The organism is Labrys sp. Lb11 (assembly GCF_057554225.1).
The window spans coordinates 1,089,125-1,114,193 of record NZ_BAAJOT010000001.1 but is presented as its reverse complement, the minus strand read 5'-3'; the positions used below and the strand labels follow the sequence as shown (position 1 = coordinate 1,114,193).

Sequence of the window (25,069 nt, the reverse complement as noted above, 5' to 3'; positions counted from 1 at the left end):
GATTTTTCGGTAAACGCGCATGCCCGCCCCGCGACCGGCGTCTCCGGCTTGACTCGGCGGAGGCATTGTTCTCTTTTTGTTCACGGAACGGCAACAGCAGGGGACGGCATGTCGCACATCACCCATTTCGTCGTGCAGCCCTTCGTGGCGACGGGCCGCCGCGGCCGAATCGTCTCCGGCGAGCCGCGCCGGGCCACCAGCGCCGCCGAGGCGGTGGCGCTGGCCGAGCGGCTCGGCGGCGCAGCCGGCGCCCTCGCCCTGTCGCGCCGCTGCGATCCGACCACCGGCGAAGCCGCCGACACGGTGATCCTGGCGCGCGTCGGCACGGTCCCGCCCGACGCGCTGGACTGGCCGGAAGCCCTGGTGCCGGCCTGAACGCCCCGCCCGGCGCAGTGCCGCCGGCGGATCGGGCCTCCATCCCGCCGGCGGCGCCCGTCGGCCCGCCCACATGGCCGCCGGCGTACGGCGGCGCACCTCAACTCTCACGGCACGAGAATGAGCCAGGCAGTTCCCGCGCAGCGGGCCGGCGGAAGCGGGCGGACGGGGATATGGCCGCTGGCACGCCCCATCGCGGCCAGGCGCCCGGCCTCCGCCGAAAGCAGCCGGGATGCCGGGGCGGGGCGCCCGCCGGCTCGCTCGCGCCGCGGCGCGCAGGACGCCGAAGGCGAGCCCGGGCCGGCGGACGGCCCAGCCGCATCCCGCGCCGGCGCCGCCGACGGGACGGGCGCCGTCAGCCGCCGGAACCGGCCCGGCATCCCCTCGCGGCAGGCCGGCGGCCTATCCGCGCCCGACGATGACGTGGATGCTCTTGACCAGCTGCCGGTCGATCAGCACCTCCTGCGGCGGATTCCACTGCCAGAGCTGCAGCGTCTTCGGCGTCCAGCCACGGAATTCCTTGATGTAGCCCTCGGGCGCATCGCCCTCGCGCTCGGGGTGGAGCTGCACGATCACGTCGTCGCCGCGGATCGGCGTCTTGTGCGGATTGACCCAGACCTGCTCGCCGGGCTTGAAGCGCGGCACCATGCTCTCTTCCGCCACATAGAGCGCATAGGCGTTGCGGACGCCGACCAGCTGCTCGGGAGTCTTCACCCAGCCCACGGTTTCTCCGTTGAAATAGAAACGGCCATCCTCGCCGCCGACCGCCAGGCCGTAGACCGGAGTCAGCACCTCGCTGAGCCGCGGCGCCGCGACCGGCTCGAGGCGGAAGGCGCCGGCGGGGCGCGGCAGGGCGGTGGCCGGCTCGACCGGACCGGGCGCATCCTGGAAGCCGGCGGCCGGGTGCGGCATGGCGGCGGAGCCCGGCGGCGCCACCTCCAGATAGGCGGCGATCAGCGGAACCTCCTTGGCCTTCAACTCGCGCGCGCCCTTCAGCAGGGCGCTGACAGCCGAGGGAGCGCGATTGATCGCGCGCGCCAGCCCGTTCTGGTTCTTGCCGGGCTTGGCAAGCCCCTCCCGAATCCAGGCGAGCGCATCCGTTTCCATCTCGGTATCTTTCTGCATAACGGAAACCACGTCCATTATGATTATCAGATTTTTTGCTTGACATCAAATTCTGAAAATCAGAAAGTATGCCTGCGACACGCGATCGGGGCCACCGCGACGCCGGACCCCGCCCTCGACCATCTCCGGCCGAGCCGGACTCACCCCTCGGAGGCGCCGACCATGCCCATCCCTCCCCTGCCCGACCTCGACGACTGCACGGACTGGCACGCCGACGCCTGCCGGACCACGCCGCGCAGCCGCGCGCCGATGCTCCTCGCCGTCGCGATCGGCCTTGCGGCGCTGATCGCCGCCGGCGCCCGGCTGGCCGGAGCGGCGTGATGGCGGCGTTCTGGACCGAGACGGAAACCGCCCGCCTGAAGGCGCTGCATGCCCAGGGGCTGACCAGCGCCGAGATCGGCGCGGTGCTGCGGCGGACGAAGAGCGCCGTCATCTCCTGCGTCAAGCGCCTGCGCCGGCAGGGCGTCGACCTGGAACTGCGCGGCTCGACGCCGCGCCCCGAGCCGGAGGAGCCCTACGGCGCCGACCGGCGCGCCGCCTTCGCCTGCAACGCGCATCTGCGCGACCTCAGGGCCAGCGGCGGGCGCTGGACCAGCCTGGCGATCCCCGCCGAGCGCTCCTGTCCCTACCGCTCCGGCCCGCAGGCGCGGAGCCTGGCCGGATCGGCCGCCGCGCTCTGCGCCGAGTCGTGAGGCCGGGCGGCGCGCAAGCCTTCCGGCAAGGCGCCGCCGACATGCCGCACCCCGCCGTCTTCCACCCGCCGCCGCGGATGTTTCCGACACGGCTTGCCCGCCCCGTAACCGGGTTCCCCCTGCCTTCCCCGTCCCTCATCCCGAAACCACAGGAGACCATCATGTCCGTCATGGACTTCAACCAGGCCCTGCCGCAGAGCGACAAGTTCGACCTTATTCCCGACGGCGCCGTAGCGGCGCTGCAGATGCATGTGCGGCCCGGCCATGCCGGCGAAGGCGGCTGGCTGCGGCGCTCCAAATCCGGCGACTGCCTGATGATCGACGCCGAGTTCACCGTGATCGAAGGCCCCTTCGCCTGGAAGCGCTTCTGGTCGCAGGTCACCGTCGGCGGCCGCACCGAAGGCCAGAAGAAGGCGGTCGAGATCAGCCAGGCGCGCCTGCGCGCCATGCTGGAAAGCGCCCACGGCATCATGCCCGACGACGAAACCCGTGAGGCCGCCGCAGCCCGGCGGGTCGAGAGCTACGGCGATTTCGACGGCCTGCGCTTCTGGGCGGTGATCGGCATCGAGCGCGGCCGCGACGGCCGGCGCGACAAGAACACGCTCGCCAGGATCGTCACGCCCGACCGCCCGGAATGGCGCCTGCTCGAGCAGCACGCGGCCGACGCGGCGCCGCCGGAGAGCGCCTGAGCCCCGTTCGATCGCGGACAGCTGACACGATCGGACGCCGTCCCCGTCGACGTCGGCTGCGGCCGTGCGAGACGCCGCCGCTCCGGCTCGGCTGCGACGCCTGCGCCTTCCCTCCCCCACGGCAAGTCGAATGTTTCCGCCTCGCCTTCCTTGCCCGCCCGTCCCGGGAACACCCGGGATGGGCGGGAAGGGACAGAGGGTGGGGGTCGTGACAGAGGGTGGGGGTCGTGCATGACAGGACGAGCCCCGCGCCGCCCCCCGCCCCCTTACTCCTCCCCGTCGATCTCGGGCGTCCCCGAGATCGACACCCTGGAAGGCAAGTCGGACGTATCCGACTTGCTCGGGAGAGGGGATCGGCCGGCGTCGCGGTCAGCCTGGAACCGCGGCGTCCCGCGCGGCCGCCGGAAAGCCGACGCGCCCTCCCGGAGAGTGCATGCCCAAGCGCAAGGACCCGCCCGTCGCGGGCGCGGCCACGCGCCGCAACACCATCGAGCTTCGGGCGATGATCCGCCCGAGCAACCCCTGGGAACTCAAGCAGCGCGAGCCCAGCGGGCGCTACAAGCGCGAAAGCATCGAGGAGATCATGCAACTGGCCCTGGACAATCGCCGCCGGCTCGGCGTGGCGGAAAAAGCGTTGCGCAGCCATCTCGCCGGCAGTTTTCTCGGCCGGCTGCGCCTCACCGGCGAGATCAGCGCCGAGCAATATGCGGCGGGCGAACGTTTCGGCCGGACGGTGGCCCGCTATGCCCGGCTGATGGGCATCCCCGCGCCCTTTCCGCGCAGCCCTTCGCTGGTCCTGGTCGAAGCCGAATGGCACGACGGCGAGGCCCCGCCGCAGGATGTCGCCGCCCGCATCCGCCGCGACTATGAGGACGCCTATGCCGCGCTGATCGACGGCCCGGACGGCCGCGCCGCCATCGCCGCGCTGAAGGTCGCCGTGCTCGCCGACCGCCCGGCCGATCTCGGCGACCTGCGTAGCGGATTGAACCTGCTGTGCCGGCTGTGGCGATAAGCGTCCACCGGTCAGGGAGCGGCCGAGGAAAACCACAGATGCGGGTAGACCGCGACGGCGCTCTCGTCCGGCGCCCTTTCCGCCGTCGGCCAGGCCGAGCGCACGGTTTTGGCCCGGCGCTTGCTCGGCACCCTGGTGCAGCCGGCGAGACCGGAAGCGCCGATGCAGGGGATGAACCAGCAGCGCATCAGCGGCCGCACGGCATAGCCGGCCGCGGTGCGGGTCAGCAGCAGGGCGAGGCCGATCGCGTCGGCCGGCCGCCAGGGAAAGATCATGCGCCCGCCCGGCTTCAGCGCCTGCAGCCAGGCGAGCGGCGGCGCCGTCACGCCGGCATTGACGTAGATCAGGTCCGAGGGCGGCAGCGGCAGCCGGGTCGCGTCGCCCTCGGTCACCGTCACGCCCTCGAACGGCTCCAGGTTGCGGCGCGCCTGCCGGGCGAGATCCGCCTCGAGCTCGAAGGCCTCGACCCGGCCGCCCGGCAGCACCAGCAGCGCCAGGATGGCGGTGTAGTAGCCGGTGCCGGCGCCGACATGGCAGACGGTCTCGCCGCTCTTCGGGGCGGCGATGCCGAGCCAGGCGGCGTGCAGGAACGGCTCGCCGTTGTTGATGCCCTTGTCGGCATCAAGGGCGACCAGCGCGTTCTGGTAGAGGTGCACGGGGTCGGCGCTCGGCGTCTCGAAATAGCGCCCGTCCAGGCAGATCCGCCAGGGTCCCGGCGGCATGAAGGCCTCGCGCGGCACCAGCTCGAACGCCCGTTCCAGCCGCGGATCGGCGGACCGGCTGGCGGCCGCCATCAGCCGGGCATGAAAGGCCCTGATCTCGTCCAGGCTCGCGCGCCGATTGCCGGTCAAGGCCGCCCCCTCGACACGATGCGGATTGCCGAGCCCGGCAGGCTAGAGCAAAGTCCGTTCCGCGGAAACGCGCTTTGCTGCCGATCGCGCGCTTCGGCGTGTCCTCGCGGCTCGGCGCGATGCCCGCCAGATCGCCAGGCGCCTCGACAGGGAAGCCGCCCGCACGCGCCGGTCAGCCCGCCGCCTCGGCCCCGGCGGCGGCAAGGGCGCGCAGCGCCTCGGCGGTTTCCGCATCGGCGGGGAAGAAGGATTCGAGGGCCAGCTCCGACAGGGTGATGTCGACCGGCGTGCCGAACACGGTGGTGGTGGAGAAGAAGGAGAGCCGCCCCGCCTCGCTCTCCAGCTCCAGCGGCACCACCATGCCGGCATAGTCGTGCGCCGCTGCCGCCCGGCCCGCCGCAGGGGCGGGATAGGCGGCGAGTTCGCGCATCAGCGTCGTCAGCACGGGGTCGCCGCTGACGGCGATCTGGTGGCGCAGGCGGTCGAGCAGGTGCTCGCGCCACTGCGCCAGGTTGACGATCCGTGGCGCCAGGCCCTCGGGGTGGAGGCTGAGGCGCAGCACGTTCACCGGCGGCCGCAGCAGCGCCGCGTCGCGCACCCCGCCCAGCAGCGGGGCGAGCGCGGCATTGGCCGAGACCAGCGACCAGTGCCGGTCGACCGCCAGCGCCGGGAAGGGCTCGTGGCCCTTCAGCACCAGGTCGATCGCCTGCCGCGCCGGCGCCAGAGCCGGATCGTCGAGCGAACGCTCCGGAAATACCGGCGCATAGCCGGCGGCGAGCAGCATCGGGTTGCGCTCGCGCAGCGGCACGTCGAGGCGCTCGGCCAGGCGCAGCAGCATGTCCCGGCTGGGCAGCGAGCGGCCGCTCTCCAGGAAGCTGAGATGGCGCTGGGAAATGCCGGCTTCGAGGGCGAAGTCCAGCTGGCTCATCCGCCGCCGCCGGCGCCACTCGCGCAGACTGTCGCCGACCGTGCGGACGGGCTTGCGCATCACATGGCTCCCCTCCGCCCGGGCCCGGGCGACGGCTGCGTCGGTCCGCGTCATCTGCGTCGCCTCCCCTCGATCCCTGCCCTCAGGCCCCGGCCGGAACCAGGTCGAGAAAGCCGGTTACGGCCTTCAGGCGGCCTTCCTCGACGACGGCGAAATCGGTGCCCTTGATCAGGGCCTCGCCGCCGGCCGGGCCGAGGCCCCAGGAAAAGCGAACCTGGTCGTCATAGCCGTCGGCGCGCCCGCTCAGGGCGAAGCGGAAATCAGGGAAACGATGCTGCACCGCCGCCACCAGGGCGTCGATCTCGGCATGGCCGGCGCCGGCCATCAGCGGGTCGCGATAGGTGCCCTGCTCGGTCCAGGCTTCGGCCACGAGGGCGCGGCGGCGGGCGGGGTCGGTCTCGTTCCAGATGGCGATGTAGCGGTCGGCTATCGCGGCGGCGTGGGTCATGGGAAATCTCCAGTTCGGTCGCCCGGTCCATCCAGGCAGGCCGAGCATGGGCGGGCCGGCGCCCCGCGGCAATTACGTCGGAGGTCATCATGACGAGATCGGGCGCCCTCGACAAACCCCGCTCGCCGGCCATATCACCTGCCGGCGAGTTCCTTCGGGCAGAGGCCGGCTTGCGGCGCCTTCGCCACGATTGATTTTGCATTTTCAATGCAAAATCAAAGCTGCTCGGACTTGCAAGCCCAGGCAGGTTCAGGAGAACCTGCTTGGGTGCGAGCCCCCGTCCCAGTGTTCGCCATGGCCGGTGAATGACAGTTCTTGTGGTTCTCAACACCGCAGCGGGATCGGTCCCGCGCGCCGGCGGCGCCGCCCTCGGCGGCCTCATCCGCGACGGGCTGCGGCAGCGCGGCCTGGCGGCCGACGTCCGGGTCGTCGAGGACGGCGCGATCGCAGCCCTCGGCGAGGGCTTCGTCGCACAGGCCGCGCAGACGGCCCACGGCGGTGCGCAGCCGGTCCTGGTGGCCGGCGGCGGCGACGGCACCGTCGGCACATTGGCGGCCGCCGTCGTCGGCACCGGCGTGGCGCTCGGCGTGCTGCCCCTCGGCACGCGCAACCACTTCGCCCGGGACCTGGGCATTCCCCTCCATCTGGAGGCGGCGATGGACGTGGTCGCGGCCGGCCGGACCCGCGCCATCGACGCGGCCGAGGTCAACGGCCGGGTCTTCGTCAACAACTCCTCCATCGGCCTCTATCCCTTCCTGGTGGCCGAGCGCGCGATCGAGCAGCGGCGGCGCGGCATGAGCAAGCTCGCCGCGATCGGGCCGGCGCTGCTGCGGACGCTCAGGGCCTCGCCCTGGCAGACCGTGCGGATATCGGCGACCGGCGACCGGGGCGAGATCCGGACGCCCTGCGTCTTCGTCGGCAACAATTTCTACGATCTCGCCGCCCTCGGCCGCCGCGAGTCGCTCGCCGCGGCCGAATTGTGCGTCTACGTGGTCAAGCCGCAGACCCTGGCCGGGCTCCTGGTGCTGCCGCTCAAGATCGTGCTGGGCAGGATCCGTCCGGGCCAGGACGTCGAACTGCTCCGCGTCGAGCATCTCGACATCGCCGCCCGTCGCCGGCTGATGCGCATCGCCACCGATGGCGAGGTCACCAAGCTGGCGCCGCCGCTGCACTACCGCGTCCGTCCGGCGGCGCTGCGGGTTGTCGCGCCGGCAGAGGCCCCAGCCACGGCAACGCCATGATCTCAGGTTGAAACCAGGGCCATGCAGACGATCTCACATCCGTCCGACCAGCATTCCGGCAGGTTCGACGCCCCAGCCGTGCCGCCGGACGGCTGGGGCGCGGCCGCCCATCCCGGAGCGCGCGGACATGGCTAACCCGCCGGTATCGCCGCCCCCGGGCGCCTGGGACCGGATCCGGCGGGAATTTCTCCTGCTGGCCATTCTCGGCCTTGCGTCCGTTGCCCTGCTCCTCTTCGCGATCCTCACCGGCGAGGTGATGGAGGGCGAGCCCTTGGCCTTCGACCGCACGCTGATGCTGGCGCTGCGCACGCCCGGCGCCCCCGCCAATCCGATCGGGCCGTGGTGGCTCGAGCCGATGTTCGCCGACATCACCAGCCTCGGCGGCACCACCGTGGTGACGCTGATCACCATCGTGGCGCTCGGCTATTTCCTGCTCAAGCGCAGCTTCGCCGCCGCCGGGCTGCTGCTGGTCTCGGTCGGCGGCGGCGCCCTGCTCAGCACGGTGCTGAAGACCGTCGTCGCCCGCCCGCGGCCGGACCTCGTCAGCCATCTCGTCGACGTGCAAACCCTGTCCTTTCCCAGCGGCCATGCCATGGCCTCGGCGATCATCTACCTGACGCTCGGCGCCCTGCTGGCCCGGGAGCAGGCGCAGATGCGGATCCGCGTCTACGTGATGAGCGTCGCCATCGCCATGACGCTGCTGATCGGCTGCAGCCGCGTCTATCTCGGCGTGCATTGGCCGACCGACGTCCTGGCCGGCTGGTGCATCGGCGCCGCCTGGGCGATGCTGTGGGGCACTATCGCCTGGCGCCTGTCCAAGGCCCGGCGCGCCGGCTCCTCGACCGGGGGCTGACGGTTGCCTCGGCTCACGGCACCGGCGCATGCGGATCGCCACCGACGGCGAGTCCGCCAAGCTGCCGCCCCATCGCACGACCGCATCCGACCTACGGCCCCGCGGGTCATCGCGCCGGAGGCGGCGAGAGCCATGCCCACGCCATGATACCGGGGTAGAAATCGCCGGCAAAACCGGTCGCCCGTCCCTCCGTCCCCCCGTATTCCGGCCAGATCGACGCGGCGGCGTCGACCGTGCCCCCCCGACACGCGGGCGCGATCATGGAGTCACGCCCATGCCCAGCCCAAGGATGCCGCCGCCCCCGGGAGCACGGAAACGGAGCCGCCACGAGAGTTCGCCCCTCGCCCTGGTCTGCGCCGTGTCCATCGCCTGCCTCGGCTTCGCCGGCTTCATCGTCCTGGCCGCCGCCGTGATGGCGGGCCACGCCTTCGCGTTCGACCGGACGCTGCTGCTGGCCCTGCGCACACAAGGCAGCAGCGCCGAACCGGTCGGCCCGGCCTGGCTCGCGCCGGCCTTCGCCAGCATCACCAGCCTCGGCAGCGCCCCGGTGCTGGCGCTGGTCACCCTTGCCGCGGTCGGCCGCCTCCTGCTCAGGCCCGACGCCATCACCGCCGCTCTGCTGGCGATCGCGACCATCGGCGGCGCGCGGCTCTGCACCGTGCTGAAGGCGGTGGTCGCCCGCCCGCGTCCCGATCTCGTCAGCCATCTCGCCGGGGTGCATTCCTTGTCCTTCCCCAGCGACCACGCCATGGCCGCGGCGATCACCTACCTGATGCTCGGCGCCCTGCTCGCCGGAGAGCAGGCGGAGACGCGCCAGCGCGTCTATGTGATGGGCGTCGCCATCGTCGTGACGCTGCTCGTCGGCTGCAGCCGGGTCTATCTCGGCGTGCATTGGCCGACCGACGTGCTGGCGGGCTGGTGCATCGGCTCGGCCTGGGCGATGGCGTGGTGGGGCCTGGCACGACTGGCGGCAAAAGCGAGACGCGAGCTCAGCGCCACGACGGGGTAACCACGCCCGCCAAACGTTTTCCCCCGGCAGAAGGCCATTCCCATGAAGCCGCCTTTCTGTAGTCTGGCGTGGTGGAGAATCGGGGGCACTCCCGCAGGAATCGCGAGGACGGAATGCTGATCGGCATCGACTGGGGTGGCACGAAGATCGAGGGCGTCGCCCTGACGCCGGATGGCACCGAGCTGGCACGGCTGCGGGAGGACACGCCCCGGCACGACTATCCCGGCTGCATCCGGATGATCAAGCAGCTGATCGCCCGCCTCGAGCAGGAAACCGGCCAGACCGGCAGCATCGGCATCGGCATTCCCGGCTCGCTCGAGCCGAAATCCCGCCTCGGCAAGGGCGCCAACTCCACCTGGCTGCTCGGCCAGCCGGTCGAGAAGGACCTGCGCGAAGCCCTCGGGCGCGAGATCCGTGTCGAGAACGACGCGGACTGCCTGGCCGCCTCGGAGGCGGTGGACGGCGCCGGCGCCGGCTACAACGTGGTGTTCGCCGTCATCCTCGGCAGCGGCGCCGGCGCCGGCATCGCGGTGGGCGGGCGTGCTCATCACGGGCCCAACAACAGCGCCGGCGACTGGGGCCACAATCCCCTGCCCTTCCCCGACATCAGCGAGATCCCCGGCACACCCTGCTATTGCGGCAAGCACGGCTGCATGGAGACCTGGGTGTCCGGGCGCGGCTTCCAGGCCGACTATGCCCGCCATACCGGCCAGGAGCTCAAGGCCAAGGAGATCGTCTCCCGGATGCGGGCCGGCGACCGGCTGGCGCGCCTGGTGTGGAACCGCTACATCGACCGGGCGGCCCGCGGGCTGTCTGTGGTGGTCAACACGCTCGACCCCGACATCTTCGTCATGGGCGGCGGCATGTCCAATGTCGACGAGCTCTACACCGACCTGCCGGCCGCCATCGCCGGCTACACCTTCTCGCCGGTGTTCGAAACGCCGATCCGCAAAGCCGTGCACGGCGATTCGAGCGGCGTGCGCGGCGCCGCCTGGCTGTGGAAGGACGGCTGATCCCGGCCACTCCGCCTCCCTTTACCAGACCGACAGGACCCATGATGGACAAGGCCGCACTCCAGGACCGCTTCGACTTCGCCTCCGCCCTGATCGTCGAAGCCGGCGAGCTGGCGCTCTCCTATTTCCGCCGGCTCGACACGCTCACCATCAAGAGCAAGGGCCTGCAGGACATGGCCAGCGAAGCCGACGTCAACACCGAGATCCTGATCCACGACCGCCTCAGGCAGCGCTTCCCTCAGGACGGCTTCCTCGGCGAGGAGACCGGCCGCAGCGAGATCGAAGGCAGCGAGGCGGTCTGGGTGGTCGATCCGATCGACGGCACGCAGCCCTTCGTCAGCGGCATGACGTCCTGGTGCGTCTCGATCGCCCTTCTGGTCGATGGCCGGATCGCGATGGGCTTCGTCGCCAGTCCGGCGCGGGGCGAGGTTTTCATCGGCCGCCGCGGCGGCGTCGCGACGCTCAACGGCAAGCAGATCCGGGTCAGCGCCGCGCCGAGCCTCTCCAATGGGCTCCTCGGCGTCGGTTATTCGCCGCGCGTCACCCCCGATGTCTTCCTTCCCGTCTTCAGCCGCCTCCTGCGCAAGGGCGCGATGTATTATCGTGACGGCTCGGGGGCGCTGATGCTGTGCCAGGTCGCCTGCGGCCGGCTGATCGGCTATGTCGAGGCTCATATCAACTCCTGGGACTGCCTCGGCGCCCTGGCGGTGATCGAGGCTGCCGGCGGGGCCTCCAACGACTTCCTGGCCGATGACGGCCTGTGGAAGGGCAATCGCCTGATTGCCGGGCCGCCGAGCCTGCTGCCCGAGCTGGACGCGCTGTTCAAGGACGCGCCGTAGCGCCAACCCAGTCCGTGGCCCGCGGCAGGGCCTCAGCCAGAGTGTCGATGGCAAGGCGAATGCGCAGCGGCAGGTGTGGCGTCCGCGGCCAGAGCGCATGGACGTCGAACACCAGGCCGGGCAGCTCGGTCAGCACCCGCACCAGGGCGCCCGCGAGCACCCGGTCGCGCACCAGCCAGCACGGAAGCCAGGTCAGGCCCATGCCGGCCGCGGCGGCGTCGGCGACGGCCTCCAGATCGTCGAAACGCAGCCGGGCCCTCGGCTGGATCACCATGTCCGGCGCCCCCTCGACGGGAAACAGCCATGGCCTGACCCAGCCCGATCGCGCATAGGCGACGGTCTGGCAGCTCTTCAGCTCTTCGAGCGTGGCCGGCGCGCCATGGGCCGCCAGATAGGCGGGGGACGCGCACAGCGTCATGCGCTGATGAGCAATACGACGCGACATCAGCCCGGAGGCGTCGCTCAGCGCCCCGTTGCGCACGGCGAGATCGAAGCCGTCCTCCATCAGGTCGACCGGCCGGTCGCTGAAATTGAGGTCGAGCTCGAGGCGGGGATGCCGCCGCGCCAGATCGGTCAGGACGGGCGCCACGCAGCGTCGGCCGAACAGCACGGGCATGGAGACGCGCAGCCGCCCGGCAACCTCGCGCTTGCCCGATTCGAGCATGGCCTCCCCGGCCCTGATCTCCTCCAGTGCACGAAGGCAGCGCTCATAGAAGGCCTGGCCGTCTTCGGTCAGGCTCTGGCTGCGGGTGGTGCGGTGGAACAGGCGGACGCTCAGGCGGCGCTCCAGTCGCGCCACTGCCTTGCCGACGGCCGAACGCGACAGATTCAGCCGCGCGGCCGCAGTGGAGAACCCGCCGGCCTGCACGGCTTCGACGAAGACGGAGAGACCGGCGAGTTGGTCGCTCGGGATCGTCATTGGCGCCTCATACGAACCAATTCGGCGAAATCTTATCGCCACTGGCGCTGAAACAGCAACGGTATCGTGCCGATCCGCGTTCAAAACGCAGAGGAACGGAGAAGCACATGACCGACACGATGCGGCGCTGGACCATGGACGCGATCGGCCGCGACCGCCTGACGCTCGGCACGGCGCCGATCCCCGAGCCGGGGCCGGGCGAACTGCTGATCAAGGTCGCGGCCGTGGCCCTGAACTATCGCGACAAGCTCGTGATCGAGACCGGCATGGGCCTGCCGCTCGCCTTTCCCTTCACCCCCGCCTCGGACATGGCCGGCACCGTGGTGGCCGTCGGTTCGGGGGCGACGCGCTTCCGGCCGGGCGACCGGGTGATCTCGACCTTCGTGCCGGGCTGGATCGAAGGACGCAATGCCGGTTCGGCGCGCCGGCCGCCCTATGTCACGCTGGGCGGCGCACGTCCCGGCGTCCTTGCCGAACACGTGGCCCTGTCCGAGGACTGGGCGTCAGCATCACCGGCGAGCCTCGACGACGGCGAGGCGAGCACGTTGCCCATCGCCGGGCTGACCGCCTGGACGGCCCTCGTCGAACGCGGCGCGGTGCAGCCCGGCCAGATCGTGGTGGTGCACGGCACCGGTGGCGTCGCCCTGTTCGGCCTCGCCATTGCCAAAGCCCGCGGCGCCGAGGTGATCGTCGTGTCCGGCGACGCCGACAAGCTGGCCCGGGTCCGGGCGCTCGGAGCCACGCACGGCGTAAACCGTACGACGGAGGATTGGGTCGAGTCGATTTATCGACTCACCGGCGATCGCGGCGCCGACCACATCCTCGAGATCGTCGGCGGAGCCCATCTCGGCCGGTCGATCGAAGCGGCGGCGATGGGCGGACGTATCTCGGTGATCGGCGTGCTGGATGGGTTCGAGGTGTCGGGCCCGGTCGGTCCGCTGATGCTGAAGGGCCTGACCATCGACGGCATCAGCGTCGGCCATCGCCGGTCGCTCGAGGATCTCGTCCGTGCGGTCGACCTGCTGGCCCTGCGGCCCGTCATCGACGCCCGCTACGGCCTGGCCGACCTGCCGCGCGCGCTGGATCACCTCGACCGAGGCCCCTTCGGCAAGATCGTGATCGAGATGCGCTGAGGGGGCGTTCCTGAAACTCGCTGCGGCGAGCAAGAGCCTCGCCGGGAGGAAAGGGCCGGCCGCGATGCAGCCGGCCCCGTTCTGGAAGGGCCATGCCCGGATCCGGCATCGAGATGCCGGCACAGGGCTGCGCGACCTACAAGATGAACTGGGTATCCGACAGGATATGGTGACCGGTCAGCTCGATCTGGAAGTTTCCATTGGGACCGGACCCCGTATTGCCGACGATGTATGTGTTGCTACCATAATAATAATACTTGACGTGCCCCTGGCCGACATGCCGGTCCGCCGACCCGAGTCCGTCGAAGATGAAGTCCTGGTTGTTGGGGATGCTCGCATTGGCGTCGATCGCGCTGAGGTCGATCTTGTCGGAGCTCGCGAAGTCGGTGATGACGTCGCGGCCGGACCCGGCAATGCTCTCGTTCACCGCGTTGAAGACGAAGGTGTCGGGGCCGAAACCGCCGGTCATGACGTCCTTGCCCCGGCCGCCGATCAGGGTGTCCGCCCCGTCGCCACCGTTCAGCTTGTCGTTGCCGTCATAGCCGTGCAGGATGTCCGCGCCGATGCCGCCGGTGATGGTGTCGTGCCCCGAATAGGCGATGGCCGGCAGGTTCGGCGTCGCATCGGTGTTGAGGTTCCCGAAGGCGCCGGAACCGGACGACGGGTTGTGGATCAGCAGGTCGAGGACGAGACCGACAAGGTTGAGGAGCGGGACGTTCGCACGCGAGCCGAGATCGACGTCGATGCCGGCGCTGTTGCTGTAGGATTGGACCTGCTGGTTGCCGGAGTCGACGTTGACGGTCTTGTAGGTTCCCGAAGCGCTGACGGATCCCGTGAGGAGGCTGCGGTCGATCGTGACGGTCCAGTCTCCGAGGTAAGAGTAATGCTGGCCGTTATAGTCGAAGACGAGTTTCTGATAGACGATCGTCTGTTGCCCGAGCAGCGGGCTGCCCGTCGATGACTTCGTGTTCTCGAAGTGGACGTTGGTCGCGTCGTTCAGGTTGGGAACCCAGAACGTATCGTTGTCGAATGGGGTAGCGACGTTCGTCTTTGCCAAAGCCATTCCCAGTCTCCCTAAAATTTATCCAGTGCACTCAAGCATCGGCACGCAGCCCACAGCTTCGGCACGAACGGAGAGACCATAACGCGTTATCATTTTACCTGCAAATGGATTATTATAATACCTCTATCCATCGCTTCTTAGTTTTTCCTGAGATTAGTATTTAGATACCGCAAAATGCCTCCTCATTGTCGCCGAAATGATACTATTCCGTAAAGTTGTCCGGACATCCTATTCATCAGACAACTTGCGAATGCGTGAGACATCGCCAAGCCTCCCTTGGTCAACCGGCGGGACCGGGACTGAGCCGACACGTCCCCCTCCTGCCACCTTCCAGAGGTCCGCCACGATCGGAAATACATAGCCAGCTACATAAGATCGCGGCGAAGAGACTCCACCAGACGACAAGAAGCCCCGCAGGGTTCTGCGGGGCTTCCTCGTGCGTCGAGTTGCTGTCCGGGCGCGACGATGGCTCGACGCTCGAACCGGGAGGTCAGCGGCAGATGCGCACGCGCTCGTAGTGGTAGTAGCCGTAGCCGTCGTAGACGCGCTGCTTGCGCCAGAAGCAGGTCGGCTCGTAGTAGACCGGCTCGTAGCCGTAGCCGCGGCCGTAGGAGCTGGCGACGAGGCCGCCGAGGAGCAGGCCGCCGACGGCGCCGGCGGCGAAGGCGGCGTTGCGGCCGTTGCGGGCTTCGGCGGCGCCGGTGGTGGCGAGGGTGGCTCCGGCCAGGGTGGTCGCGACGAGGCCGGCGGAAAGGAGCTTGCGGAACATGGTGGTCGTCCTCTGGTCTGATCGCCGCGCCCTTGCGCCGGCTTGATGAGGCGACTTTAGCGGCCCCTCCCATCCCCGCCGTGCGCATTGGCACAGGGGAAACGGCCCTCATGTCGAACCGATGTCCCTTCGAATGCCCGGGAGGCGAGAAGCTGGCGCAGGTCTCTCCTTCCCCGGCAAGGTCGGGTGTCGCGCCGGCTCGGTGCAACATGTCCGGAAGCGCCCGGCATGGGCATTCTCAGCTACGCCATCGCGGTCCTGTTGTGGGTTCTCGGCCTCGTCACGCTTGCCCAGGCCAAATCCGCGATCCATGAAATCCTTGCGGCGGTGACCATCGGCTTCGGAACGGTCGCCATCGGCCTCGGCGCCGTCATCCGGCGGCTGAACCGCAGCATCGCCCTGATGAAGGCCGGGCGGACCGATCCAGGACCGGCCAACCATGGGATCGGGCCGGAGCAGCCCCGGCCGTCGCCAGGAGAGAGTCCCGCCTCCGGGCCGGCGGGACGGGTCGAGCCACGGTTCCGACACCCGCGCAGCGGGCTCATCCCTCCGCCAGATAGGCATGGGTCGGCGAGACCATGCGCATCTCGCCCCCGCCCCGAGGCGGCGCCTCGACCGCGGGCCGGCCGCCGTCCAGGTGGCGGCGGCGGCCGAAGCGGGGCACGGCGTCGAGCAGCCCCCTTGTGTAGGGATGGCGGGCGTCGCCGACGACCTCGTGGGTCAGGCCGCGCTCGACCACGCGGCCGCGATACATCACCACCACGGTATGACTGATATGAGCGACCACGGCGATGTCGTGGGCGATGAACAGATAGGCCAGGCCCGCCTCGCGCTGGATGTCGATCAGCAGGTTGAGGATCTGGGCCTGCACCGAGACGTCGAGGGCGGAGACGGGCTCGTCGGCGACCACCAGGTCCGGCTGCGGCGCCAGGGCTCGGGCGATGGCGATGCGCTGGCGCTGGCCGCCCGAGAACTCGTGCGGGTAGAGGCCGGCCTGCGCCGCCCGCAGGCCGACCCTTTCCAGGAGGTCGGCCACCACCCCGTCGATGGCGGCGCGGGAGAGGCGCGCCTGCGCCAGCAGGGATTCGCCGATCTGGCGGCCGATCGGCATGCGCGGATTCAGGGAGGAATAGGGGTCCTGGAACACCATCTGGGCCCGCCGCGCCGGCGCGCCGCGGGCGGCGACGTCGACGCCGTCCGCCAGGATGCTGCCGCTGGTCGGCGCGTCGAGGCCGACCACCATCCGTCCGAGGGTCGACTTGCCCGATCCGCTCTCGCCGACGATTCCGATCGTCTCGCCGCGCGCCAGGGTCAGGGACACGTCGTCGACGGCAAGCAGGCTCGGCGAGAAGCGCCGCGACACGTTGCGGATTTCGAGCAGGGGCGCGTCAGCCATGGGCCGGCCTCCAGCAGGCGACAGCATGGCCCGGCGCGACCTCGACCAGGGGCGGCGTCCGTTCGGCGCAGAGCTGCCCGGCGCGGGGACAGCGGTCGCGGAAGGCGCAGCCGCTCGGCCGCGCGTTCAGCGGCGGCACGGTGCCGGGGATCACCGGCAGCGGCGGCGGGAAGCTGCCCGGCGCGCGCGGCGCGGCATGCGGCACGAGGTGGGAGGCGAGCAGCCCCTGGGCGTAGGGGTGCGCCGGCGCACCCAGCACGACATCGACCGCGGCGCACTCGACGATGCGTCCCGCATACATCACGGCGACGCGGTCGGCCGTCTCGGCCACGACGCCGAGGTCGTGGGTGATCATCAGCACGGCCGAGCCGCGGTCGCGCAGGCCGGCCAGCAGGTCCAGCACCTGCGCCTGGACGGTGACGTCGAGCGCCGTGGTCGGCTCGTCCGCGATCAGCACGCCGGGTTCGAGGGCGATGGCGGCGGCGATCATGACGCGCTGGCGCATGCCGCCGGAGAGTTGGTGCGGGTGCCGGCGCATCACATCGCCAGGGTCGACGATCCTCATGTCGGCGAGCGCCGCCGTCGCCCTGCCCCTGGCCTCGGATCGCGACAGGCCGAAATGGCGGATCAGCCCCTCGGTCATCTGGCGCTCGATGGTCAGCACCGGGTTGAGCGAGGTCATCGGCTCCTGGAAGATCATGCCGATGCGCCGCCCGCGCAGATCCTCCAGGCCGCGCTCGTCGAGCCCGAGCGCGTCGACGCCGTCGATCTCGATCCGTCCCCGCGTCACCCGCGCCGGCGGACGCGGCAGAAGCTGCATCAGGGCCAGCGCCGTCATGCTCTTGCCGCAGCCGGATTCCCCGACCAGGGCCAGCATCTCGCCGGGGAAAAGGTCGAAGCCGACGCCGGCGACGGCCAGGGCCGGGCCGGTTCCGGTCTCGATCTCGACATCGAGGTCGCGCACGGAAAGACGTGGTGAGGCCGCCATCTAGCGCCTGCCGCGCTGGCGCGGGTCGAGCAGGTCGCGGATGCTGTCGCCGAGCAGGTTGAACGAGAGGACGGTGAGGCAGATGGCCAGCCCCGGGAAGATCAGGATCCACGGCGCCTTGGCGATGTAGTTGCGCCCGCTGGCCAGGATCGCCCCCCATTCCGGCGCCGGCGGCTGGACGCCGAGACCGAGGAAGGACAGCCCGGCCGCCGACAGGATCGCGGAGGAAAAGCCGAGCGTGCCCATCACGATCAGGGTCTGGCCGATATTGGGCAGGACGTGCACGCGCAGCAGCCGCAGATGGCCGACGCCCGCCAGCCGCGCCGCCTCGATATAGGGCTTGTTGCGCTCGACGATCGCCAGGCCATAGGCGACGCGCGCGTAGAACGGCACCAGGCTGATGGCAATGGCGATGGTCGCGTTGTCGATGCCGGGGCCGAGGAATGCGACCAGCGCCAGGGCGATCAGCGTATCGGGGAAGGAATAGAGCACGTCGACGACGCGCAGCACCAGCGCCTGGACCCAGCGGGCACTGAAGGCGGCGAACAGCCCGGCCGTGCCGCCGGCCAGAAGGCCGAGCACGACCGCGACCAGGCCGATGCCGATCGACAGGCGCGTGCCGTGCAGGACGCGGCTGAGGAGGTCGCGGCCGAACTCGTCGGTGCCGAACCAGTGCGCCGCCGATGGCGCGGCGAGGCGCGGCCCGGCGGCCATGCGCATCGGATCGAAGGGGGCGAGGGCGGGCGCGGACAGTGCTGCCACGGCGACCAGCGCCAGCAGCACGCCGCCGACCAGCACCGGCCAGGAGACGGATCGCCGCCGACGAACCATGCCGCCGGTCGCAGCCGGCGCCGTATCGGGCGTGCTGCTCATCGCGCCCTCGTCCGCGGGTCGAGGAGGTTGTAGAGGATATCGAGCGCCATCGACACCAGCACCACCGAGACGGCGAAGACGATGATGAAGCCCTGGATCATCGGGTAGTCGCGCTGCAGCATGGCCTGCACGGCCAGACGTCCGATGCCGTTCCAGCTGAACACGTTCTCGATCACCACCTGCCCGCCCATCAGATAAGCGAAGACGAGGCCGATCACGGTGACGATGCTGATCAGCGCCGGCCGCAGGGCATGGACCAGCAGAACCTGGCGCGCGCGCAGGCCCCGCGCCCGCGCCGTGCGGATATAGTCCTCGGCCAGGATGTCGACGAGCGTCGAACGGGTCATCCGCGCCACCAGGGCCGAATAGGTCAGGCCGAGGGTCAGGGCCGGCAGGATCATGTTGAGCCATCCCGACCCCGCCACCGGCAGCCAGCGCAGATGCAGGGAGAACACCTGCAGCAGCACGAGGCCGAGCCAGAAGCTCGGGATCGAGACGCCGAGCACGGCGATCAGCATCACCGCCGTGTCGGTGGCCCGGCCGCGGTTCAGGGCCGCGACGAAGCCGAGCGGCATGCCGATCGCGAGGGCGACGAGCAGGCCGCAGGCCGCGAGCATGAAGGTGTTCGGCAGGCGCGCCAGAAGGAGGCCGAGCACGGGCTCGCCGCCGCGGATGGTGATGCCGAAATCGCCCTGCAGCGCGCGCAGGAGATAGAGGCCGACCTGCTGCCACACCGGCAGGTCGAGCCCGAGGCGCGCGCGCATCGCCGCCATCAGTTCGGGCGTGGCGTCGGCCGATTCGGCCATCATCGCCGTGACCGGATCGCCGGGCACCAGGTGCACCAGCAGGCCGGAGAGGATGATGATGGCGACGATCGTGGCAAAGCCGGTCGCCGCGCGCTTTCCGATCTGGGCGAGCATGAAGGCGGGTTACCCCTGGCCGGCTGCCGGCGTCAATGCAGGGTGACGTCGTTGAACAGCATCGACACCATGAAGCCGAGCCGGAAGCCCTCGACCTTGGCGGAGGACGCCATCAGCCAGCCCCAGCCCGGCGACACCAGCGGCACGGCATAGCCGTTCTCGAGCAGGTATTTGTGGATGGCGTGCAGCTTCTCGGTCCGCGCCTGGCCGCTCAGCCGGCGCTGCTCGTCGAGCATGGCGTCAAGCTCGGCATTGATGCCCATGTTGACGAAGCCCGGCCGCTTCCAGACCAGAGAGAGATAGTCGGGATCGACGCCGGAGAAGCCCATCGTCCACACCACGGGCTTGCCCTCGGTGCGTTCGTTCTCGCCCTTCATGTGGTCGAAGAACGCGGCGACCTCGCGGGTTTCGATCTCGGCCTGCACGCCGATCGCCGCCAGATCCTGCTGCATGATCTGGTGCATCTGGTCCCAGCCCGGCAGCTTGTGCACGGAGAGGGAGATCTTGAGCGGCTTGTCCGGCCCGTAGCCGGCCTTGGCGAGCAGGGCCTTGGCCGCGTCCGGATCGTATTTCACGCCCCAGCCGGCGCAGAGCGCTTCGTCGGTGGCGAAGAGATTGGGCGCGGCCGGGCATTCGCCGATCTTGACCAGGCCCTCGAAGGCGATGGCCGCGTAGCTCTCCCGGTTGAGCGCCATGCCGATGGCCCGGCGGACGTCGGGATTGTCGAGCGGCTTGATCTTCCAGGTGAAGGCGGCGAAAGCCTGCTGGCCGGAAAGATCGGCCGAATAGACCTTGAAGTCCGGATCCTTGCCGAGATCGGCGGCCTCCTCCAGCGAAGGCTCGGCCATCTGCACCTCGCCCGAGCGCAGGGCGGCCATGCGGGCGACCGCCTCGGGGATGACCGCGATCTCCAGCGTCTTGACGTGGGGGGCGCCCGGGTTGGCGACCATCGGGTTGACGTTCTTGTAGGCCTCGTTCGCCGCCAGGGTGATGCGGTCGTTGCGGGTCCAGCTCACGAACTTGAACGGGCCGGTGCCGACCGGCTTGAAGCTGTCGCCGCTCACCGCCGACGGGCAGACCAGCGAGGACTGGATGCCGGTCAGGAAGGAGGGCAGCGGCCCGAACGGCTCGGACAGGGTCAGCTTCAGCGTGTCGCCCTCGACGGCGGTGCCGGTGATCGGTCCCCAGCCGGACTTGTTGGGATTGCCGGTCTTGGAATCGAGAGCGCGGTCGATGCTGAACTTTGCGGCAGCCGCATCGAAGGGCGTGCCGTCATGGCAGGCCAGGCCCTCGCGGATGACGAAGCTGTAGGTCTTGCCGTCGTCGGAGACGGTCCAGGACCTGGCGACGCCGGGATGGACGGAGCCGTCCTTGTCCATGGTGAGCAGCGTGTCGTAGATCAGGTTGGTGACCTGCAGCGACTGGGTGTTGGAGGTCTTGTGCGGGTCGAGGCTGTCGGCGTCGACCGAACGGGCGACGGTCAGCTTCTGGGCCTGCGCCGCCGCCGGCAGGCCGGCGAGGGCTGCGGCCGAGGCCAGCATCAGGGCAAGCTTGATCGAAGCTCCGGCAAGGCGCGGCTGCGGTCGTCTGTTCATGTCTACCCCTCCTGGTTCGGGCAAGCGGCTTGGATGGACGGTTTCGTTGTTATGGCGAAGCGACGGAGACGGGCGGGCGGCGGGCGGCCCAGGGCCGGGCCGCCTCGAGCTGCCCGGCCAGGCGGTACAGCAGGGCTTCGGCCTGCGGCGCCGCGGCGAACTGCAGGCCGACCGGCAGGCCCTCGGCATTCCAGCTCAGGGGCACCGACATTGCCGGCGACCCGCTGATGTTGAAGACATGAGTGAACGGCATCCAGGCCAGATAGGCCGCGAAATGCGCGTCGGGCGAGGCCTCGAGGCTGAAGGTGCCGAGCGGCACCGGCGGCTTGGCCAGGGTCGGCGACAGGAACACGTCATGGCGAGCGAAGATCGAGCAGACCGCCTGGGCGACCTTGTGGACCTCGGCGGTGGCGAGCTTGAGTTCCACCGCGCTGATGCGTTCGCCCGCCCGGATCATCTCCCAGAGCGTCGGCGGGAAATCCGCCTGGGCCACCGGCCGGCCGAGCAGACCGGCCTCGGTCCGCATCTCGGCGGCATATTCCGCCAGGATGAAGGTCTCGAAGCTGCGCCAGCCGTTTTCGGGGAGGTCGAGGTCGGCCACCTCGCAGACATGGCCGAGCCCCTCCAGCAGCCGCACGGTCTCAGTCACCGCGGCCGTGCAGTCGGGATGGGTCGGCGCGCCGTAGGGTGCCCGGGTCGAGACCGCAATGCGCAGGCGGCCGGGATCGCGCCCGACCTCGGGCAGGAACGGACCGCCGGCCGCGCTGTTGAAGAACTGGCCGGGCTCCGGCCCTGCCGTGGCGTCCAGCAGGGCGGCGCTGTCGCGCACGGAACGGGTCAGGGCATGTTCGACCAGCATGCCAGACCACAGGTCTCCGGCCGGCCCGACCGGATTGCGCCCACGCGAAGGCTTCATGCCGAACACGCCGCAGCAGGCGGCGGGCACGCGGATCGAGCCGCCGCCGTCATTGCCGTGCGCCATCGGCACGATGCCGGCGGCAACCGCGGCGGCCGAGCCGCCGCTCGACGTGCCGGCGGTACGCGAGAGGTCCCAGGGATTGCGGGTGACGCCATGGGCCGAGGATTCGGTGCTCCAGTTCATCGCCAGCTCGGGCACGGCGGTCTTGCCGAAGATCGACAGGCCCGCCGCCTTGTAGCGTTCGACCAGCGTCGTATCGCTGGCCGCGCGGTAGCCGAGGCGCGGCGGCCAGCCCGAGCCGGTGGGCTGGCCGGCGTAATGGGCGGTGAGGTCCTTCAGGAGGAACGGCACGCCGCGGAACGGCCCCTCGGGCAGCCCTTCGGCGATGCGTCGGCGCGCCTCGTCGGCAAAGGTCGCGACCACGGCGTTGATCCGACCGTTCACGGCTTCGGTGGCCGCCAGGGCGAGGTCGAGCAGCTCCCCCGGAGTGGTCTCGCCACGCTCCACCAAGTCCGCCAGGCCCAGGGCATCATGGGAAAGATAGTCGCTGATGTTCACGTCGCCGCCTTCCGTCCTGCAGTCCGCGGACAATGCTGCAGGCGGACGGTCCCGGCATGCCTCTTCCGGGTGAGACGGGGCAAAAAAAGACATCACCCTTTCGAGTGAGGTATGGCAGAGGAAGGGCATGACCGACGATCTCGCCTTCCGGGCCGCCGGACCGATCGACCGCCCGCGCCTGACGGCGCTGGTCGGCGGGCTGGCTGCATGCCGGCTGGCGCTGGTACACGCGCCGGCGGGTTGCGGCAAGACCACGCTGCTGTCGCAGTGGCGCGCGGCGCTGCTCCAGTCGGGCATCCGGGTGGCGTGGCTGTCGATCGGCGACGACGAGCATGATCCGATCAGCCTGGCAGCCCATCTCATTCCGGTCATCCGTGGAGCGAGCGGGCTCGATCCGACGTCCGGCGCGGCCTTCTCCGGCGAGGAGGCCTTCGCCGGCCTGCGCGACCTTGCCGAGGCGGCATGCCAGGCCGGACCGCTGGTGGTGATGGTCGACGACTATCACCTGGCCCTGCAGCCGACGGCGCGGCGCTCGGTCGCGGCGCTGCTGGCCAGCCGCGCGCCGGGCCTCGCCGTCGTCCTTGCCAGCCGCGGCCGACCCGACCTGCCTCTGGGGCGACTGCGCGCCAATGGCGAGCTGATCGAGATCGATGCGGAGGAGCTGCGCTTCAGCCCGGCCGAGATGGAGCGCTTCTTCCATTCAGTCAGCGGCACGCCGCTCACCGACGCCCAGAACCGGTTCGTGCAGCAACGCACCGAGGGCTGGGCCGCGGGCCTGCGGCTGATGTCGCTGGCGCTGAACCGCGCCTTCGAGCGCGACGCCATCCTGGCGGGCACGCCGGGCAGCCGACGCGACTTCGCCGATTATTTCCTGGAAGAGGTCCTCGACGGCCTCGATCCCTCCGTCACGGCCTTCCTGCTGAAGGCTTCGATCCTGGAGGCCATGCAGGCCGATCTGTGCACCTGCGTCACCGGCGAGCCGAATGCGGCCGGAATGCTGCAGCGGCTGGAACGCGACCACCTGTTCACCACCGCCGTGCCCGGGCAGGACGGCTGGTACCGCTTCCACCACCTGTTCCTGGAGTTCCTGCGCGCCCGCCAGATGGCCGAGCCGCAGGACGGGGTGGCCGAGTTGCACCGGCGCGCGGCCGAATGGTTCGTGTCGGCCGCACGGCCGATGGAGGCGGTGCGCCACGCCTTCCTGGCCCGGAACCCGGAATGGGCCGCCGAGCTGATCGAGCGCTATTGCGTTTTCGACTATCTGAGCTATGGCCGCTTCGAGGTCTATTACCGCTGGATGCGCCAGCTTCCGGAAGCCGTGCTGGCGTCGCGGCCCCTGCTGTCGTTCCTGCTGGCCTGGCGCTACATCAACAGCCGCCGCTTCGCCCAGGCCGAGCAGGTCCTGGCCGGGATCGAACGGATCTACCGGGACGAGGCAGGCATCGGCAGCGGCCTGCAGGTGGCGGACCGGCTGCATCTCATGCGGGCCCTGGTCGGGGCCTACGGCGCCGATCTCGAAACCTGCCGCAGGCACATCGCCGCCATCGGCGACCGGCAGCTCGACGACCTCGCCTTCGGACAGGTCGACCTCGACTCCATCCACGCCTACCTCGCCCTCCATCTCGGCGACCTCGCCACGGCACAGCGCCTGACCTGGAAGGCGCACCGGCGCTACGAAGAGCTGGAATGCCATTGGGGCATGATCCATTCGCTGTGCATCTCCGCCATGGCGTTGATGGCCGGTGGCCATCTCGACGAAGCCCGCACCGTACTGGAGCGGGCGGTCGAGACCGGCGCCTCCGCCTTTTCCCCCAGCTCCTACATGGTGGCGCTGCCGAGCGGCCTGCTCGGCGCACTGCTCTACGAGGCCGGCGCCTTCGAGGAGGCGGAAAGTCTCCTGCTGCAGGCGGCGGTGGACGACCTGCCCTCCGGCGCGTTCGGCCTGGCCGAGCGGGTGACCGTCCCGACGATCCACCTCGCCCGCCTCTACGACGCCACCGGCCGGTCCGACCAGGCGGACGCCCTGCTGGTGCGCGCCAGCCGGCTCGCCTACCAGGCCGAGGATATCCGCCTCGATTTCCAGCTCGCCGTCGAGCGCGCCGACCGGGCCTTCCGGCTGCGGCGGTTCCGCGACGTCTCGACCGAGCTGACGCGGGTGCTGTCGCAGGTCGAGGCGATGCGCCTGCGGTTCCCGCAGGAAACCTGGGCCGTGTGGCAGGCATATGCCGTGCTCGATGCCCGGCGGCTGGCCCTTGCCGGCCAGAAGCTGGCGGCGGCAGACCGGCTGATCGAGCTGGGCGAAGTGGCGGCACGCCAGGAACGGCATGCCCATGCCGCGGCCATCGAGGCCCTCGCCGCCGCCTTCCTGGCCGGCGACGATGCCGGCCGTGCGGCCATCCTGCTCGAAACCGCCCGCAATCGTGCCGCCCAGCACGGATTGCGGCGCGCCCTTGCCGATATCGGCGAGCCGACCCTTGCCGTCCCGGTCTCCCCCGGCTCCGCCGAAGCGGCGCCGGTCTTCGGCGACAGGAACGCCACGCCGCGCTTCGGGCTCACCGGACGCGAGCGTGCCGTGCTGGACTGCCTCGGCGACGGGCTTACCAATGACGAGATCGGCCGGCGGCTGGCGATCAACGTCAACACCGTCAAGACCCACCTCAAATCGGTCTACAGCAAGCTGGGCGCCCGCAACCGGGCCCACGCGGCGCTGCTCGCCCAGGAGCTGCGCGAGGCCAGCCCGCTGTAGGCCCCCTCGCAAACCGCTTCAGAACGGCGCCCACCCGGCCTTGCCCTCCCCTGGC

Annotated in this window: 25 protein-coding genes; 12 read left to right on the top strand and 13 right to left on the bottom strand. The window is 70.3% G+C overall.

The window, feature by feature from the left end:
* Positions 1–108 precede the first annotated feature (108 nt).
* Positions 109–375, top strand: coding sequence for a hypothetical protein (locus AC27L4_RS05210; RefSeq protein ID WP_487140922.1), 267 nt, complete (start codon positions 109–111; stop codon positions 373–375).
* A gap of 402 nt (positions 376–777) precedes the next feature.
* On the opposite strand, the gene AC27L4_RS05205 is transcribed toward AC27L4_RS05210, so the two are convergent.
* Positions 778–1,482 (bottom strand): LexA family transcriptional regulator, encoded by a 705-nt coding sequence (locus AC27L4_RS05205; protein ID WP_487140921.1) that lies wholly within the window; start codon positions 1,480–1,482, stop codon positions 778–780.
* A 180-nt stretch (positions 1,483–1,662) separates the two neighbouring features.
* On the opposite strand from AC27L4_RS05205, the gene AC27L4_RS05200 reads away from it, so the two are divergent.
* The 4 genes from AC27L4_RS05200 (at position 1,663) to AC27L4_RS05185 (ending at position 3,893) form a co-directional block, all read left to right on the top strand.
* Positions 1,663–1,821, top strand: coding sequence for a hypothetical protein (locus AC27L4_RS05200; RefSeq protein ID WP_487140919.1), 159 nt, complete (start codon positions 1,663–1,665; stop codon positions 1,819–1,821).
* Positions 1,821–2,192, top strand: coding sequence for a GcrA family cell cycle regulator (locus AC27L4_RS05195; protein WP_487140917.1), 372 nt, complete (start codon positions 1,821–1,823; stop codon positions 2,190–2,192). The genes AC27L4_RS05200 and AC27L4_RS05195 overlap by 1 nt, the downstream gene beginning before the upstream one ends.
* A 161-nt stretch (positions 2,193–2,353) precedes the next feature.
* Complete coding sequence (locus tag AC27L4_RS05190) at positions 2,354–2,881, top strand: hypothetical protein (protein WP_487140916.1); 528 nt, start codon at positions 2,354–2,356, stop codon at positions 2,879–2,881.
* A gap of 433 nt (positions 2,882–3,314) precedes the next feature.
* Positions 3,315–3,893 carry a hypothetical protein gene (locus AC27L4_RS05185; protein WP_487140915.1) on the top strand — a complete coding sequence of 193 codons (579 nt, stop codon included), beginning with the start codon at positions 3,315–3,317 and terminating at the stop codon, positions 3,891–3,893.
* Positions 3,894–3,904: 11 nt separating this feature from the next.
* Here the strand turns inward: AC27L4_RS05185 and AC27L4_RS05180 are convergent, their stop codons facing one another.
* From AC27L4_RS05180 to AC27L4_RS05170, 3 genes are all read right to left on the bottom strand, one after another.
* Positions 3,905–4,744 carry a protein-L-isoaspartate O-methyltransferase family protein gene (locus tag AC27L4_RS05180; RefSeq protein WP_487140914.1) on the bottom strand — a complete coding sequence of 280 codons (840 nt, stop codon included), beginning with the start codon at positions 4,742–4,744 and terminating at the stop codon, positions 3,905–3,907.
* A gap of 172 nt (positions 4,745–4,916) precedes the next feature.
* The gene (locus AC27L4_RS05175; RefSeq protein ID WP_487140987.1) at positions 4,917–5,732 is read right to left on the bottom strand and encodes a helix-turn-helix domain-containing protein; all 816 of its coding nucleotides are present in this window, start codon (positions 5,730–5,732) and stop codon (positions 4,917–4,919) included.
* Positions 5,733–5,814: 82 nt separating this feature from the next.
* Complete coding sequence (locus tag AC27L4_RS05170) at positions 5,815–6,180, bottom strand: nuclear transport factor 2 family protein (RefSeq protein WP_487140913.1); 366 nt, start codon at positions 6,178–6,180, stop codon at positions 5,815–5,817.
* 305 nt (positions 6,181–6,485) lie between these two features.
* On the opposite strand from AC27L4_RS05170, the gene AC27L4_RS05165 reads away from it, so the two are divergent.
* The 5 genes from AC27L4_RS05165 to AC27L4_RS05145 all read left to right on the top strand — a co-directional run bounded on the left by AC27L4_RS05165 (position 6,486) and on the right by AC27L4_RS05145 (position 11,135).
* Positions 6,486–7,421, top strand: a complete 936-nt coding sequence (locus tag AC27L4_RS05165) for a diacylglycerol/lipid kinase family protein (protein WP_487140912.1) — start codon at positions 6,486–6,488, stop codon at positions 7,419–7,421.
* A gap of 127 nt (positions 7,422–7,548) precedes the next feature.
* Positions 7,549–8,274 (top strand): phosphatase PAP2 family protein, encoded by a 726-nt coding sequence (locus AC27L4_RS05160; protein WP_487140911.1) that lies wholly within the window; start codon positions 7,549–7,551, stop codon positions 8,272–8,274.
* A gap of 274 nt (positions 8,275–8,548) precedes the next feature.
* On the top strand, positions 8,549–9,283 hold the full coding sequence (locus AC27L4_RS05155; protein WP_487140910.1) for a phosphatase PAP2 family protein: 735 nt from the start codon (positions 8,549–8,551) through the stop codon (positions 9,281–9,283).
* A 113-nt stretch (positions 9,284–9,396) separates the two neighbouring features.
* Positions 9,397–10,296 carry an ROK family protein gene (locus AC27L4_RS05150; protein ID WP_487140909.1) on the top strand — a complete coding sequence of 300 codons (900 nt, stop codon included), beginning with the start codon at positions 9,397–9,399 and terminating at the stop codon, positions 10,294–10,296.
* Positions 10,297–10,340: 44 nt separating this feature from the next.
* The gene (locus AC27L4_RS05145; protein WP_487140908.1) at positions 10,341–11,135 is read left to right on the top strand and encodes an inositol monophosphatase family protein; all 795 of its coding nucleotides are present in this window, start codon (positions 10,341–10,343) and stop codon (positions 11,133–11,135) included.
* On the opposite strand, the gene AC27L4_RS05140 is transcribed toward AC27L4_RS05145, so the two are convergent.
* Positions 11,119–12,054 carry a LysR family transcriptional regulator gene (locus AC27L4_RS05140; protein ID WP_487140906.1) on the bottom strand — a complete coding sequence of 312 codons (936 nt, stop codon included), beginning with the start codon at positions 12,052–12,054 and terminating at the stop codon, positions 11,119–11,121. The genes AC27L4_RS05145 and AC27L4_RS05140 overlap by 17 nt on opposite strands.
* A 107-nt stretch (positions 12,055–12,161) precedes the next feature.
* Here AC27L4_RS05140 and AC27L4_RS05135 point away from each other — a divergent pair, with 107 nt between their 5' ends.
* Positions 12,162–13,187, top strand: a complete 1,026-nt coding sequence (locus AC27L4_RS05135; RefSeq protein ID WP_487140904.1) for a zinc-dependent alcohol dehydrogenase family protein — start codon at positions 12,162–12,164, stop codon at positions 13,185–13,187.
* A gap of 136 nt (positions 13,188–13,323) precedes the next feature.
* On the opposite strand, the gene AC27L4_RS05130 is transcribed toward AC27L4_RS05135, so the two are convergent.
* From AC27L4_RS05130 to AC27L4_RS05095, 8 genes are all read right to left on the bottom strand, one after another.
* Entirely contained in the window at positions 13,324–14,250 is a 927-nt protein-coding gene (locus tag AC27L4_RS05130; protein WP_487140903.1) for a calcium-binding protein, read from the bottom strand.
* A 490-nt stretch (positions 14,251–14,740) separates the two neighbouring features.
* Complete coding sequence (locus tag AC27L4_RS05125; protein ID WP_487140902.1) at positions 14,741–15,019, bottom strand: hypothetical protein; 279 nt, start codon at positions 15,017–15,019, stop codon at positions 14,741–14,743.
* A 541-nt stretch (positions 15,020–15,560) separates the two neighbouring features.
* Positions 15,561–16,415 carry an ATP-binding cassette domain-containing protein gene (locus AC27L4_RS05120; protein WP_487140900.1) on the bottom strand — a complete coding sequence of 285 codons (855 nt, stop codon included), beginning with the start codon at positions 16,413–16,415 and terminating at the stop codon, positions 15,561–15,563.
* Positions 16,408–17,403, bottom strand: coding sequence for an ABC transporter ATP-binding protein (locus AC27L4_RS05115; protein ID WP_487140898.1), 996 nt, complete (start codon positions 17,401–17,403; stop codon positions 16,408–16,410). The genes AC27L4_RS05120 and AC27L4_RS05115 overlap by 8 nt, the downstream gene beginning before the upstream one ends.
* Positions 17,404–18,276: an ABC transporter permease gene (locus AC27L4_RS05110; protein ID WP_487140897.1), complete on the bottom strand. Its 873-nt coding sequence runs from the start codon at positions 18,274–18,276 to the stop codon at positions 17,404–17,406.
* A complete protein-coding gene (locus AC27L4_RS05105) occupies positions 18,273–19,196 on the bottom strand; it encodes an ABC transporter permease (RefSeq protein ID WP_487140896.1) in 924 nt (307 codons plus the stop codon). Before AC27L4_RS05105 ends, AC27L4_RS05110 begins: the two co-directional genes overlap by 4 nt.
* A 32-nt stretch (positions 19,197–19,228) precedes the next feature.
* Complete coding sequence (locus tag AC27L4_RS05100) at positions 19,229–20,791, bottom strand: ABC transporter substrate-binding protein (protein ID WP_487140895.1); 1,563 nt, start codon at positions 20,789–20,791, stop codon at positions 19,229–19,231.
* 49 nt (positions 20,792–20,840) lie between these two features.
* On the bottom strand, positions 20,841–22,268 hold the full coding sequence (locus tag AC27L4_RS05095) for an amidase (RefSeq protein WP_487140894.1): 1,428 nt from the start codon (positions 22,266–22,268) through the stop codon (positions 20,841–20,843).
* A 127-nt stretch (positions 22,269–22,395) separates the two neighbouring features.
* On the opposite strand from AC27L4_RS05095, the gene AC27L4_RS05090 reads away from it, so the two are divergent.
* Positions 22,396–25,014, top strand: coding sequence for a winged helix-turn-helix domain-containing protein (locus tag AC27L4_RS05090; protein WP_487140892.1), 2,619 nt, complete (start codon positions 22,396–22,398; stop codon positions 25,012–25,014).
* Positions 25,015–25,069: the final 55 nt, after the last annotated feature.

Coding starts and splice junctions, on each gene's coding strand:
- AC27L4_RS05210 (WP_487140922.1), top strand. CDS start 109: ATGTCGCACATCACCCATTTCGTCGTGCAGCCCTTCGTGGCGACGGGC.
- AC27L4_RS05205 (WP_487140921.1), bottom strand. CDS start 1,482: ATGGAAACGGATGCGCTCGCCTGGATTCGGGAGGGGCTTGCCAAGCCC.
- AC27L4_RS05200 (WP_487140919.1), top strand. CDS start 1,663: ATGCCCATCCCTCCCCTGCCCGACCTCGACGACTGCACGGACTGGCAC.
- AC27L4_RS05195 (WP_487140917.1), top strand. CDS start 1,821: ATGGCGGCGTTCTGGACCGAGACGGAAACCGCCCGCCTGAAGGCGCTG.
- AC27L4_RS05190 (WP_487140916.1), top strand. CDS start 2,354: ATGTCCGTCATGGACTTCAACCAGGCCCTGCCGCAGAGCGACAAGTTC.
- AC27L4_RS05185 (WP_487140915.1), top strand. CDS start 3,315: ATGCCCAAGCGCAAGGACCCGCCCGTCGCGGGCGCGGCCACGCGCCGC.
- AC27L4_RS05175 (WP_487140987.1), bottom strand. CDS start 5,732: ATGCGCAAGCCCGTCCGCACGGTCGGCGACAGTCTGCGCGAGTGGCGC.
- AC27L4_RS05170 (WP_487140913.1), bottom strand. CDS start 6,180: ATGACCCACGCCGCCGCGATAGCCGACCGCTACATCGCCATCTGGAAC.
- AC27L4_RS05165 (WP_487140912.1), top strand. CDS start 6,486: ATGACAGTTCTTGTGGTTCTCAACACCGCAGCGGGATCGGTCCCGCGC.
- AC27L4_RS05160 (WP_487140911.1), top strand. CDS start 7,549: ATGGCTAACCCGCCGGTATCGCCGCCCCCGGGCGCCTGGGACCGGATC.
- AC27L4_RS05155 (WP_487140910.1), top strand. CDS start 8,549: ATGCCCAGCCCAAGGATGCCGCCGCCCCCGGGAGCACGGAAACGGAGC.
- AC27L4_RS05150 (WP_487140909.1), top strand. CDS start 9,397: ATGCTGATCGGCATCGACTGGGGTGGCACGAAGATCGAGGGCGTCGCC.
- AC27L4_RS05145 (WP_487140908.1), top strand. CDS start 10,341: ATGGACAAGGCCGCACTCCAGGACCGCTTCGACTTCGCCTCCGCCCTG.
- AC27L4_RS05140 (WP_487140906.1), bottom strand. CDS start 12,054: ATGACGATCCCGAGCGACCAACTCGCCGGTCTCTCCGTCTTCGTCGAA.
- AC27L4_RS05135 (WP_487140904.1), top strand. CDS start 12,162: ATGACCGACACGATGCGGCGCTGGACCATGGACGCGATCGGCCGCGAC.
- AC27L4_RS05130 (WP_487140903.1), bottom strand. CDS start 14,250: ATGGCTTTGGCAAAGACGAACGTCGCTACCCCATTCGACAACGATACG.
- AC27L4_RS05125 (WP_487140902.1), bottom strand. CDS start 15,019: ATGTTCCGCAAGCTCCTTTCCGCCGGCCTCGTCGCGACCACCCTGGCC.
- AC27L4_RS05120 (WP_487140900.1), bottom strand. CDS start 16,415: ATGGCTGACGCGCCCCTGCTCGAAATCCGCAACGTGTCGCGGCGCTTC.
- AC27L4_RS05115 (WP_487140898.1), bottom strand. CDS start 17,403: ATGGCGGCCTCACCACGTCTTTCCGTGCGCGACCTCGATGTCGAGATC.
- AC27L4_RS05110 (WP_487140897.1), bottom strand. CDS start 18,276: ATGAGCAGCACGCCCGATACGGCGCCGGCTGCGACCGGCGGCATGGTT.
- AC27L4_RS05105 (WP_487140896.1), bottom strand. CDS start 19,196: ATGCTCGCCCAGATCGGAAAGCGCGCGGCGACCGGCTTTGCCACGATC.
- AC27L4_RS05100 (WP_487140895.1), bottom strand. CDS start 20,791: ATGAACAGACGACCGCAGCCGCGCCTTGCCGGAGCTTCGATCAAGCTT.
- AC27L4_RS05090 (WP_487140892.1), top strand. CDS start 22,396: ATGACCGACGATCTCGCCTTCCGGGCCGCCGGACCGATCGACCGCCCG.